The sequence below is a fragment of the Bacteroidia bacterium genome (assembly GCA_033391075.1).
Classification (GTDB): Bacteria; Bacteroidota; Bacteroidia; order J057; family J057; genus JAWPMV01.
This window is the reverse complement of the sequence record JAWPMV010000001.1, coordinates 4426719-4439703: the sequence shown is the minus strand read 5'-3', so window position 1 is coordinate 4439703 and position 12985 is coordinate 4426719. Positions and strand designations below refer to the sequence as shown.

Here is a 12985-nt window from a genome sequence, read left to right as displayed (position 1 = left end):
GGCTCAGATCGGGAAAGTTGGTTTTTGAAGTTGTAAGCAATGGAAAAATAGCCCCTGTCAAAGACTTATCTAAAAATACAGGTTTCCTGAAATCTTCAGGAATGAATTGCTCCCCATCGTAGGCTAGCTTTGAACAATTTAGTTTTTAAGGTAAGCAATTGAACCACAGGGAATAAGCATACACCTTTCTCCAATTATAATTTTAAGGCCCATCGGTATTTGTTGATTTGATGATAGCTCCTCTTGCATGAGGCTTTCACACTCAGGGAAACTCTTCCCATCATTTTGAACAAAGAGGGTTCTCGGAAGGACGCCACTTGTTTTCGTTGGTCTGGAGTATAGGGATCCAATCGATAAAAGAAGTTCTTCTCCAGCTTCAAGCTTTACAGTTAATGAGGGCTTTTCGATGAGTTTAGGCAATTCATCAAGCATACTTTCGGTCACGCCCCATCCATCTAGCGCCCATTCTTTTGGCAATGGAATTAGCTTAAAGTGCTCTTTATTTTCAGGAAGTGGGTAGCTGTATTCTGTTGAAAAGGCTATTTGAAGATGAATGGGAATGGTACTATCGTTAGTGATCGTAATGGGTATATTTCTAATACTGTAATCAATTCCCTGAGGGTCCGTATAGTTTGTTCCGCGATTGATCCTGTTTTCAATCTTCAGCCCACTGTTGAAGTCAGCTTTTGAGTTCGTCGTTTTTTCGTTCTGATGTTCAGTTTTCGATTGATGTTGGGCGCATGAGCCAAGCATCATGATAATTAAGAATCCAATAATAGTTCTGGATTTCATGCGCTTTTTTAATTACCGACTGGCTGACAGGCTAGTCTTTAGGTCAGAAAGAAAGAAGAAGATTGGATCAGCTTCTTCTGAAATATGATGTGTATTAGTTAAAAAATGCCAAATGTTCGGCTGAGAGTTTATCAAGGGGCTTAATTTTGATGCCTTTAAAATATAATTCTGCCGCTTCACTTTGTAATTGTATTTTTCCTTTAGTCATAGGAACCACCTCTCCATTTTCATCTATATACCTGGAATTTTTCAAGACCATCACGACTTCTCCATTGACTATGTGTAAACTTTGTCCATTGAAACAAATTAATTCCAGGGTGTTCCATTCATCCGGCTTTTTCTCATAGTTATTACTCCTTAAGCAATACTTTCCTGCTTCTCCAGTTTCTCCAAAACTCAAATAGTCCTGGCTTTCATGTGCCATTGGATTTAAACCAGATTCAGATGCATACGCCCGAATATCAATTGCTGAAGTTGCCTGACTCCAAAAATCTCCAGTATGGGCTTCCATGATTTGAAATTCTTGTGACATCATCCATGAACGCCAATGCTCTACTCCAAATGGTCCGATTGAATGATACAAAATGCCAGAATCTTTGAGACGATCGAGTCTTGGGACCCATTTTTTATCTCCCCATTTAAACTGTAGCTGAAAATGGTAATTCTCATATTCTTTTTTACTGGCAAGACAACCATAATATTCCCCACTAACTTTAATAATCAGTTCGTCATTCTCTGACATAGTGGTGAAAACATTATAATTGGGCTTATTTAATCCAATAGGTTCTATTTCATTGCCTGACTCATCAAGTGGAGGGCTGCCATCATAGCCCAATTGATGTTTGAAGCTTAAATAGGTATCCCATTCGGAGAGATTTTCATCGATTAAATACGACCATTCAGAATCCTCAGCCTGAGTTTTCTTGGCTTGATCGGAACAGGAAAGGCAGCAGCTAAGCGTGAAGATTAATACAATTGTTTTCCCAATTTGGTTAGTGAGTCCCTTTATCATTTATGCCCTGTTTTTATTTAGTTAGTAGCTCCTTGAGTCAATTTCAAAATTTGTGCAAAGTATTGTGTTTTCTAAATCCTTCCTATTCTTTATAGGTTTTATTTGTCCTGAAACAATAATTTACTTTTGAAGATTAGATTGGATAGAAGAAAATGCTTGTTTCCCTTTTCTGACATTCCCACATTCACTCCATGCGGATCTCACTTTTTGATCTGTTTTAGGACGGACTTCATTTTTGATTGCAATTTCAAGGCTTCTTCTCTTGCCTTTTCTGCAAAATCTTCTCCGTCTGAGGCATAGATTATTTTTCTAGAAGAACTTATGATCAGACCGCAATCAGAGTTTAATCCAGCTTTTACAACCCTATCAAAATTTCCTCCTTGATGACCTATCCCTGGTATCAAAAAGAAATGTTCCGGGCAGAATTTTCTAATCTTTCCCAGTTCATTTTCATGTGTTCCCCCTATAACAAACATGAGATTTTCCTTTGTTCCCCATTCCATGGATTTTTCCATGACTATTCTGTATAAAGGCTTGGACTCAGGTTCAATAAATTGAAAATCTTCAGAACCTGAATTTGAGGTTAATCCCAGCACGATGGACCACTTATCTTGATAATCTAAAAAAGCTTGTAAGGCATCTTTGCCTTGATACGCTTGTAAGGTAAGAGCATCTACATCCAATTCTTCAAAAAATGCCCGGGCATACATTTTCGCAGAATTTCCCATATCTCCTCTTTTGGCATCTGCGATGGTCAGGATATTTTCAGGGATGTAATCTATTGTTTGCTTTATCGTAGTCCAATAGTTTTCTCCCAGGACTTCATAAAATGCAAGATTAGGTTTGAAAGCAATACAAATGTCTTTCGTAGCATCAATAATTTGTTTGTTGAATTCCAGAATTGGATTTTCATACCGCAATAAATGCTTGGGTATTTTATCAATATCTGTATCCAGGCCTATGCACAAGAATGATTCTTTACTCCATATTTCCCTGACGATATTTTTGTATTGCATGAGTTCGATTTTAATGACTTAGGTCCCATGTAAAATGCAAAATCACACAATATTAGCAGCATTATTCAGAAATTCATGTTTTGTTAAAAAGAGCGGAACAATCTTGTGGATCATCAAAGCATCAGAGAATTGATTTGATCCCTCCTGTTAATTGGTAAAGTTCCATCGCCTGCCTGTCCGTCAATGGCTTATTAAAGATGGCCAATTCATCCATCAAACCTGTAAAACCCAATCCCAGGAAAATATTTGATTCTTCCAATTCCCAACTAAAAGGATCATCTATTCCACTTATGCTACCTTTGCTTTTACCATTTAGGTACAGCTTGGCCAAGCTATTTGCGGTGCCCAGATTCTCATAAGTTATAAGAATATGGGTCCACTTTTTTCTGGAAAATGAGGCTTTTTCGACCGTAAGAATTCTCTTTTCAAATTCAAGCTGGAAGGGGGAATTCAGGGTATCGAGGCTCCAGGCGCTTTTATCTCCTATTACCCCCAGTCTGAAATGTGGAGGATTATCATCCGTGAAATCAACCCAAATTGAAGCATCGTTGAAATTTGCATCGGTGATTTGTATGGGATCTGTATACCCATCAAGATCAGTTGAAGGATCAACACTTAGCCAAAATGAAAGGGAACCAAACCAGTTTTGAGGATTGTAGGAGATGTTGTCCTTGCTTTTATAAAAAAGGACCTGACCATTTCTTTTCTTTCCAAATTCAAAGGCATTAGCAAATTTACCCTTGCCTTCAGTGATTCCATGATTAGGATTGTTCATCCCTACTTGTATTTCCTCCAGCTTTCTCTTCATATCAACATAGGAAGCTTTTGCGGTATAAATATTAGGATCCCCCAGTGCAAAATCTGCGGTTGTTCCCTCATCAAAAGAAAGGTAGAAAGTAAGGGCTGTTTTGAGTGCGGAAGATGATTCAGGCTGGCAAGAAAAAAGTTGGAGAACCAAGGCTCCTAATAGGAAGGTAATAATATTCGATTCTTTCATGATTTGCGTTTTGTCTTTAGGTTGATGAATCACTCATCTTCTGCCTTCAAAGCATGAAAGAATACATGAAAATACATAATCGTATAGATGAATATTTTTGACGCTAAGTATGAATTTTTTTCACCTCTAGCTATAGGTCCTAAATGTCTATCTAAATTTTGAACGAAAATCTTCTTTACTGAATCCTGAAACAAGCCGATTGGCTTGTGGTATCTCTTATAATAGAATAGAGAGTATTTTTGTCATACTCTTAGATCAAAGCAGCCTGGTTACCTAAGGTAACTCTTGTTGGTTACATTTGCTTACTTTTGTTTTAAAATTCTAGGCTAAAAGTGCTTAACTTGTAGTAACATATAAAAAAGATGAAGGTTAAGAATATAAATAATTGTCCTTTGACGGCAGCACTTTCAGTAGTAGGAGGTAAATGGAAACCCATAATTATTTTGAGCTTACGTAAATCATCGAAGCGATTTGGGCAACTTGATTATTCAATCCCACAAGTTTCCCGGAAGGTTTTGTCTTCTCAACTGAGTGAAATGGTAAAGGACGAATTAATAACCCGTCATTCTTATCCGGAAAGTCCCCCAAGAGTCGAATATCGACTTACTGAAAAAGGGAGAGAACTTGTTCCCGTATTTGAGGACCTGGCAAAATGGGGCAGCTATCTGGTTGATGTAGACATTAAAGAAGTAGGTTGAGAAGGAAGAATTCACGACACCCAAAGTATTCTTTCCCCAAAACAAAAAAGCCAACTCCGAAGAGCTGGCTTTTATCAATTTTATATTGTGTCCTATTTATGCATCTACTTCAGAAGCAACCGTAGAACGGAGATAATCGGCATTGAGTTTCGCGATATTGGTAACTGAAATACCTTTAGGACATTCTACCTCACAGGCACTGGTATTGGTACAGTTTCCAAATCCAGCTTCATCCATGGTTTGCACCATTTTCTGAACACGCTTCATGCGCTCAGGTTGTCCCTGGGGCAGCGTACCCATGTGAGATACCTTTGCAGAAACGAATAGCATGGCTGAAGCATTTTTACAGCTGGCCACACAAGCCCCACAACCAATACACTCAGCAGCGTTCATGGCTTCATCAGAAACATCTGTACTGACAGGAATCTCATTGGCATCTGGTGCACTACCGGTATTCACAGAAATGAAACCTCCGGATTGGATAATGGCATCAAAAGAATCTCTGTCAACCATGAGGTCTTTGATGATGGGGAAAGCCTGAGCCCTCCAGGGTTCTACGAAGATCGTATCTCCATCCTTAAAGCTTCTCATATGCAGCTGACAAGTGGTCGTCAATCTGTGAGGACCATGAGCCTGCCCATTGATCATCAGTCCGCAGGAACCGCAGATTCCTTCGCGACAATCATGATCGAAAGCTACCGGCTCTTCATTCTTCCCTACCAATTGCTCATTGAGTACATCCAGCATTTCGAGGAAAGACATATCCGGAGAAACATTGTCCAAAGCATAGTCGACCATTTTGCCGCTGTCCTTTGGGCCGTCTTGTCTCCATATTTTGAGATTTATTTTCATCTTGATTGAGTTAAATTTTGATAAAGGATTAAATCGAAAGACTTAGACGTAACTTCTGGTCTTCAGTTCTACATTTTTGAATTCAAGTTCTTCTTTATGCATGACTGATTGTTTGTTTTTGCCTTTGTATTCCCAGGCTCCAACAAATGCGAAGTCTTTGTCATCCCGCAAGGCTTCTCCGCCTTCTGTCTGGTATTCTTCACGGAAGTGCCCCCCACAAGATTCCTTTCTCTGTAAGGCATCGTCGATCATCAACTCTCCCAATTCGAGGAAGTCGGCTACTCTCCAGGCTTTTTGCAGCTCCGGATTGAAGTTATTGTCCTTGCCCGGCACGTTTACGTCCTGCCAGAATTCAGCCTTAAGGTTTTGTACCAAACCTTTAGCTTTTTCCAGTCCTTCTTTGGTTCTGGCCATTCCACAGTATTCCCAGATGATTTTTCCGAGTTCTCTATGGAAAGAATCTACCGAACGAGATCCTTTATTACTGATGTAGAAATTGGTTTCTTCTTTAACCGCAGCTACTGACTCCTCAAAGGCTGGATGATCTGTAGTTGGGTGATCATTTAACGGCTGTCTGGCCAGGTAGTCTCCAATGGTAAATGGAATCACAAAATATCCATCTGCCAGTCCTTGCATCAAAGCACTTGCTCCGAGTCGGTTGGCTCCATGATCAGAGAAGTTGGCTTCTCCCAGTGCGTACAAGCCCGGAACATTGGTGCTGAGGTTGTAATCTACCCAAAGTCCTCCCATGGTATAGTGAACCGCAGGGAAGATGCGCATAGGCTGTTCATAGGGATTATCATCGGTGATCCTTTGGTACATCTCGAAGAGGTTTCCATATCGAGATTCAACCGCAGATTTGCCCAGACGATTGATGGCGTCGGCAAAGTCCAGATAAACAGCAGCACTGTCTTTGTTTACGGTTTTTCCTTCGTCGATCATGTATTTGGCATTTCTGGATGCCACATCACGGGGAACGAGGTTACCGAATGAAGGATATTTGCGCTCGAGGTAATAATCTCTTTCGCTTTCCGGAATCTGATTGGGATGACGGAAATCTCCGGTTTGCTGAGGTACCCAGACACGACCGTCATTTCTCAAAGACTCACTCATCAGGGTAAGCTTGGATTGATAATCTCCGTGTACCGGAATACAAGTCGGGTGGATCTGTACATAGCAAGGGTTAGCAAATGCTGCTCCTTTTTTGTGCGCTCTCCAGGCTGCAGAAACATTGGAGTTCATAGCATTGGTGGAAAGGAAGTATACATTTCCATATCCTCCGCTGGCAATCACTACCGCATCTGCTGCATATTTTTCCAGTTCCCCGGTAAGGAGGTTTTTACAAACTACACCTTTTGCTTCTCCATCAATCAATACGACGTCCAGAACTTCACGACGGGGCAGGGAATTTACTTTCCCCAAACCTACCTGACGGCTAAGGGCACTATAAGCGCCCAATAGCAATTGTTGTCCTGTCTGGCCTCGGGCATAGAAGGTACGGGAAACCTGTGCACCTCCGAAAGAGCGGTTGGCCAGGTAGCCGCCGTACTCACGGGCAAAAGGAACTCCCTGTGCCACTGCCTGGTCAATGATGTTTACACTGACCTGTGCAAGGCGATATACATTTTCTTCGCGAGAACGATAATCTCCTCCTTTGATAGTATCATAGAAGAGGCGATATACACTATCCCCATCGTTTTGGTAATTTTTAGCAGCATTGATTCCTCCCTGTGCAGCAATACTGTGTGCACGACGAGGACTATCCTGAAAACAGAAAGTGGTTACGTTGTAACCGAGTTCTGCGAGGGTAGCAGCAGCTGATGCACCCGCCAGACCGGTACCGACCACGATGATATTGAATTTACGCTTGTTGGCAGGGTTTACAAGTTTGATATTAAACTTGTGTTCGTCCCACATGTCTGCGAGAGAGGAACCCTGAGGTACTTTAGAATCTAAATTCATGTTACGGTTTTAGAGGGTGTTTTATAAAGTTCTTAGGAAATACACAACGGGCATAGCCGCAAAGATCAAGGGGAGCACAATAGAAATGGCTGTTCCCGCTTTGGTGATCAAAGGCGTGTACTTTTTGTGCATGAGGCCCAGGGTACGGAAAGAACTCTGGAAACCGTGATTGAGGTGAAAGGCTATGAGGACCATAGAAAGGACATAAAATAGCACGATGTACCATTCACCGAAAGAAGCCTTAACTACTTCCGTCATAGAAATTCCCTGAACTTTTTCATCTGCACGACCTGCTTCTTTTAATAAAAGGTATTCTTCCAGGTCCACATAGGTCCCGGATTCAACCATGGCTTGATTGGCGCCATAGGAGATGTCTTCTTTTACCTTCCAGGCCATAGTGTAAGCTTCCTCTATGCTAACTTCGGTAGTTGCTTCTCCGAATTTGTATTTACCCCAGAACATGACCAGGTGAATGATGAGGAAAGCAAGGATAACACTGCCACTCAAACCCATATTGCGAGAAAACCAGGAACTGCTCCCTGAACCGGACTTATAGGCATAAGCTACCGGACGAGCTTTGCGGTTTTGTCGCGTGAGGATGGCTGCGTAAATGATGTGGAATATGAATCCTGCGAAGAGAACCCACTCCATAACACGAATAACCGGATTGGTGGTCATAAATCGGGTGTATTCGTTGAAAGATACTCCTCCATCTGATTTGAACAGTAGCAAATTGCCACTGAGGTGAACGAATAAAAAGGATACCAGAAAAAGTCCGGTTAATCCCATTACCATCTTTCTACCTACAGAGAGAGAAAACATGGAAGAAATTGATGTCATAGTTTAGATTTTTTAAGCAAAAGCGTTCAAAATTAGCCCCATAGGGATCGAATGTCAAGGCGGGCATAATCTTTCGTCTTTTTTAGAATCATTCTATTTCTGCAAGTTTAGAAATTCTTGGCAAGTGAAAGTCGCCCAGTTTTCATTTAACCTAACTTTACACCCAATATAGGCGGTATTTTCTAGCTTTCTGCTTAATTATGGACACTTGTCTTAAGTAATTACTTCTTAAATCGATCTAAGAATTTTATATATGAAATTCTGTATATAATAACCCACTGCATTCTTCTTTTGTTAAGTTTTTAAATTTTTTTTTCTTCGCGGCAAAACTATTTGCGGTGAAAGCCGTTAAGCTCTATATCAATGTTTAAACATTGACTTTTGTGAAGAACAATTTTTTCAAATCAAAACATCAAAAAACAAAGAAGAAACATGAGAAGTAATCTTTTCATCCTCGTAATGGGCCTTTCCTTTTTCCTTGCAGCTTGTGGCGGAAAGAAAGAAGCAACAGTAGCGACGGGAGAACAAGCTACCAAAGCTGAGGCTACAGCAGCAGCTCAGGATTTTACGGTAGATGTAGATGCCAGTACGCTGGCATGGACCGGAAAAAAAGTAACCGGCCAACATAATGGTACAATCCAAATCTCTAATGGGGTATTTAGTGTTGAAAGCGGAAATATCACAGCAGGTAACTTTGCAATCGATATGACTACCATCGCCAACAATGACCTGGCTGAAGATGCAGAAACTCAGGCAAAATTATTGGGACACTTGAGTTCTCCTGATTTCTTTAATGTAGCTGAGCATCCTACGGCTACTTTTGAAATTACCTCTGTAGCAGCGCTAGAGGGAGAGGCTGGAGCTACCCACAACATCAGTGGTAACCTGACCATCAAAGGGATCTCTAAAGAAATTACCTTCCCTGCAACTGTTTCTATGAATGGAGGAAGCTTCAATGCTGAAGCTGATTTCAATATTGACAGAACAGAGTGGGACATTCGTTATGGTTCTGGAAAATTCTTTGAAGACCTCGGAGACAAAACCATCTATGACGATATCAATTTAAAGCTTGCCTTGAGTGCAGGTACTAGCGATGCCTAAGGATTAAAAAAATAGTAGTTTATGGGAAATCCTCTACCTTCTGGTAGGGGATTTTTCATTTCTGCTATAAATTCCTGTCAATTTTTAGCATTTATTTCCTAACAAACAGGAACAAAAGCCACCAATCATCCTGAGCAAGCGTTAAAGCAACAGACAGAAATTCTTCTTGTCCTTGATGAAGGCAGAGGAAATTATTATTGAGCTAAAAGTTCTGAGTATAAGTTCACCTGTCTGAAAAGCATATTTGGAAGAGGAAAATTATTCTTTTGTTTAAGTAAAAAATTAAACTCAAAAAAATGAATAAAAGCTTTTTTACAGAGAGAGGGAACAATATTCTAATTATGCCATTTTTATGGAATAATACTATATGATTTTTGAGATTTATAGAATAATAATCTCTACGCGAGATGCTTTTCTATGCTTAGATATTGGGAATTTTATATATGTAAATTTTCGACTAATCAATTAAAAAGCCTCAAGGAAATTATGGTTTATCTAAATGAACTATATATTTTTGGCAAAACTAACCTAATTAACCTTTAACCTGGACATAACTCATCTACATCCCCATTCAATAAATAATCAACCAGCTTTATTGTAATCCTTTTTGTCCCGCCTTGTCGGGTAATCAGAGTTTGTCCCTGCCTTAAAACTATTTCAAGACACCTAACATCTATATATACATTTTGGCTACAGTTATTATTTATATACTAACATAATCTATCTATGAGCAAGCTAATCTATCACGTCTGGTTTAGCTGCTTACTATTATGCTTCAGCCAGTTGGCTATGGCGCAAGTTACAGTAAGCGGTAATGTATCAGACGACAACGGAACCCCGCTGATTGGGGTGAGGATCGTGGAGGAAGGAACAGTGAGAGGAACTACTACGGATGGAGAAGGTAATTTTAGCATTACCCTTCCCGGAAGTTCTGCAACACTTGTTTTCTCTTACATTGGCTATTCTTCTCAATCTGTAGAAGTAAGTGCCAGCAATGCAGACCTGAAAATTCAAATGCTCGAGGACATTGCCCGCTTGGATGAGGTCGTAATTACCGGTCTAGCAGGTGGGGTAAAGAGGTCGAACTCGGGTAATGCTGTTTCCAGTGTTACGGCAGAAGAATTGAGAGGGAAAACTTCTCAGCAAACCCTTGATAATGCCCTTTTCGGTAAGGTTACCGGTGTACACATGACTTCCAACAGTGGAGCTCCTGGTGGTGGGGTGAATATGCAACTTAGAGGTATTTCAACTCTGGGTGCAGGTTCTTCTCAACCGCTGTTTATCATTGACGGGGTATATGTTGACAATTCAGTAATCCGTACGGGACGTACTCAGGTAAATGGTGCAAGTGGTGGTCAGAATGCAGCGACGCAGGATGATGCCGCCAACCGTATTGCTGACATCAACCCGGATGAGATTGAAAAAATTGAAATCCTGAAAGGACCTTCAGCGGCAGCGATTTATGGAACTCGTGCAAATGCAGGGGTTGTAATTATCCAAACCAAAAGAGGACAGGCAGGTAAAACCCAGGTAAACTTCAGCCAGGACATTGGTATGGCACAGGCTCAGAATCTCCAGGGATTTGGAATCTGGGACGAACAACGTACCACTGACTTTACGGGTGGTAATGCAGATGAACTGGCTGCACTGAGAGCAGCAGATTCTGAAGGAAGAAATACTGATTGGGAAGATTTTTTCTATGGAAGAAACGCCTTACTGTCAAACACGACGATCAGTGTAAGTGGAGGAACCCAGAAAACTCAATTTAGAATTTCAGGTTCTCTTCGTTCTGAAGACGGTATTATTGAAAACACCGGATTTGAGCGTTACTCTGTTCGCGCAAATGTGGACCATCGCCTTTCTAACCGTTTGAAAGTATCTTTGAATACTTCTTATAATAAGACGGATAATGATCGGGGATTTACCGGTAACCAAAACAATACCGGTGGTAGTTTGGGGTATGCACTAGCTTATACTCCTTCCTATGCCAATCTGTTTCCAGACGCAAATGGAAACTATCCGATCAACCCATATTTCAATGACAACCCTGTTGCCATTCGTGATTTAGGGGTAAACAACCAGGCAGTTGATCGTTTTATTACAGCTGCAAGTATTGATCTAGACATTCTGAGTAATACCAATACTTTCCTGAAATTGAAAGTAAATGGTGGGGTTGACTACCTAAGTGGAAACTCTCTGGTTTATTTCCCGGAAGTTCTGCAGCACCAGATTGCTTCTGCCAACCCTGGAGATGTAATGTGGGGACGTCAGGATAACCTCAACGCCAATGTTCAGGCCTTCCTGGTACTGAATACCAACCTCAGTTCTTCTCTCAACTCTAATACTTCTGTTGGGGTAGTGAGACTGGATCAACAATCTGAATTCCTCCTGACTCGTGGTCGTGGCCTTTCTGGTGGACAGACCAATCTACAATGGGCGACTGTACAGTCTGTACAGGCTCAAACCAATCAGGATGTTACGGACCTCGGTATCGTAGCTCAGGAAGACTTGAACTTCGACGACAAACTGATTGCATCTGTAGGTATCCGTCTGGATAAGTCGACTTTGAATGCAGATCAGAAAGAATTTTATGCTTTCCCGAAAGCTTCTTTGGCGGCTAACCTGCACAATTTTGATTTCTGGAGTGCTTCTAGTGTAAATCAGTTCAAACTGAGAGCTGCTTATGGAGAAACGGGTGGTCTGCCAAACTTTGGTGTAACCTTCGAATCTCTGTCTCCTCAGTTGATTGGTGGAAACCTTGGTGGTCAGGTTGGAACTCGTGGTGTTGATCCAAATCTGGTACCTGAGACTGCTCAGGAATTAGAGTTCGGATTAGACCTGGGTATGTTCAACAACAGACTTACCTTCACCGCTACTTACTATAACAAGGAAGTAAAAAACCTGATTCTTGACCAGCAGCCTCCTGAGTCTACCGGTGTATTGGCTATTGCAACCAATGCAGGTGACCTTGAGAACAAAGGATTTGAATTGGCTTTGGGTGTAACTTCTGTTCGCTCTCGTAACCTGAATATTTACTCTAGAATTCAGTACTGGCAAAACAGATCTGAGATTACTCGCCTTGCGATTGATCCTCAGACAATTGGTGGATTTGGTCCTTCTTTGGGAACTTATCTTTTCGCAACTGGATTCTCTCCAACGACAATTGTAGGTAACCCTTCTGGAACAGATGATCCTTTAGGTTTTACAGTATATGGAGACCGTCAGCCTGACTTCCATATGACTTTGGGAACTGAGATCAATTTCTTCCAAAACTTTGACTTCTCTTTCTTGCTTCACTGGCAAAAAGGAGGAGAGGCGATCAACCTTTCCGCTCTACTATGGGATGATGGAGGAACTACTCCTAACTGGAATGCAGATGTAGATGGTAATGACCAGTTTGATGGTCTTGACAGACTGCTCGACTGGGCAGCTAATGGAAATACCGGTGCTTATATTGAAGAGACTTCTTACCTGAAATTGAGAGAAGCAGCTCTTTATTATACCCTGCCTGACAACATCTTCGGAGGAGCATTTGACAGATTGAGAGTTGGTTTGTCTATCAACAACATGCTGCTTTGGACTACTTATGGTAGTTATGATCCTGAAGTATCCAACTTTGGTACTCAGCCAATCTCCGGAAATATCGAGGTAACTCCTTACCCAAGCTCTCGCAGATTGTTCTTCACCATCAAAGCAGACCTTTAGGCCATTAGAT

At 41.2% G+C, this 12985-nt stretch carries 10 protein-coding genes; 3 read left to right on the top strand and 7 right to left on the bottom strand.

All coding sequences use genetic code 11. From position 1 onward, the window contains the following. Window positions 1–138: 138 nt before the first annotated feature. From R8P61_17595 to R8P61_17580, 4 genes are all read right to left on the bottom strand, one after another. A complete protein-coding gene (locus R8P61_17595; protein ID MDW3648887.1) occupies window positions 139–792 on the bottom strand; it encodes a hypothetical protein in 654 nt (217 codons plus the stop codon). A gap of 94 nt (window positions 793–886) precedes the next feature. Next, window positions 887–1804: a DUF1080 domain-containing protein gene (locus R8P61_17590; protein ID MDW3648886.1), complete on the bottom strand. Its 918-nt coding sequence runs from the start codon at window positions 1802–1804 to the stop codon at window positions 887–889. Between the two features lie 200 nt (window positions 1805–2004). Continuing rightward, window positions 2005–2820, bottom strand: a complete 816-nt coding sequence (pyrF, locus tag R8P61_17585) for an orotidine-5'-phosphate decarboxylase (GenBank protein MDW3648885.1) — start codon at window positions 2818–2820, stop codon at window positions 2005–2007. A 121-nt stretch (window positions 2821–2941) separates the two neighbouring features. After that, the gene (locus tag R8P61_17580; protein ID MDW3648884.1) at window positions 2942–3817 is read right to left on the bottom strand and encodes a LamG-like jellyroll fold domain-containing protein; all 876 of its coding nucleotides are present in this window, start codon (window positions 3815–3817) and stop codon (window positions 2942–2944) included. Window positions 3818–4179: 362 nt separating this feature from the next. Here R8P61_17580 and R8P61_17575 point away from each other — a divergent pair, with 362 nt between their 5' ends. Next, window positions 4180–4515 carry a helix-turn-helix domain-containing protein gene (locus tag R8P61_17575; GenBank protein ID MDW3648883.1) on the top strand — a complete coding sequence of 112 codons (336 nt, stop codon included), beginning with the start codon at window positions 4180–4182 and terminating at the stop codon, window positions 4513–4515. Between the two features lie 96 nt (window positions 4516–4611). On the opposite strand, the gene R8P61_17570 is transcribed toward R8P61_17575, so the two are convergent. The 3 genes from R8P61_17570 to R8P61_17560 are packed head-to-tail and all read right to left on the bottom strand — an operon-like array spanning window position 4612 to window position 8169. Further along, on the bottom strand, window positions 4612–5367 hold the full coding sequence (locus R8P61_17570; protein ID MDW3648882.1) for a succinate dehydrogenase/fumarate reductase iron-sulfur subunit: 756 nt from the start codon (window positions 5365–5367) through the stop codon (window positions 4612–4614). Between the two features lie 42 nt (window positions 5368–5409). Continuing rightward, window positions 5410–7329, bottom strand: coding sequence for a fumarate reductase/succinate dehydrogenase flavoprotein subunit (locus R8P61_17565; GenBank protein MDW3648881.1), 1920 nt, complete (start codon window positions 7327–7329; stop codon window positions 5410–5412). Window positions 7330–7350: 21 nt separating this feature from the next. Next, window positions 7351–8169, bottom strand: coding sequence for a succinate dehydrogenase cytochrome b subunit (locus R8P61_17560; protein MDW3648880.1), 819 nt, complete (start codon window positions 8167–8169; stop codon window positions 7351–7353). A 432-nt stretch (window positions 8170–8601) separates the two neighbouring features. Here R8P61_17560 and R8P61_17555 point away from each other — a divergent pair, with 432 nt between their 5' ends. Both R8P61_17555 and R8P61_17550 read left to right on the top strand, forming a co-directional pair. Beyond that, the gene (locus R8P61_17555; GenBank protein MDW3648879.1) at window positions 8602–9270 is read left to right on the top strand and encodes a YceI family protein; all 669 of its coding nucleotides are present in this window, start codon (window positions 8602–8604) and stop codon (window positions 9268–9270) included. 726 nt (window positions 9271–9996) lie between these two features. Then, complete coding sequence (locus R8P61_17550) at window positions 9997–12975, top strand: SusC/RagA family TonB-linked outer membrane protein (protein MDW3648878.1); 2979 nt, start codon at window positions 9997–9999, stop codon at window positions 12973–12975. Window positions 12976–12985 lie beyond the last annotated feature (10 nt).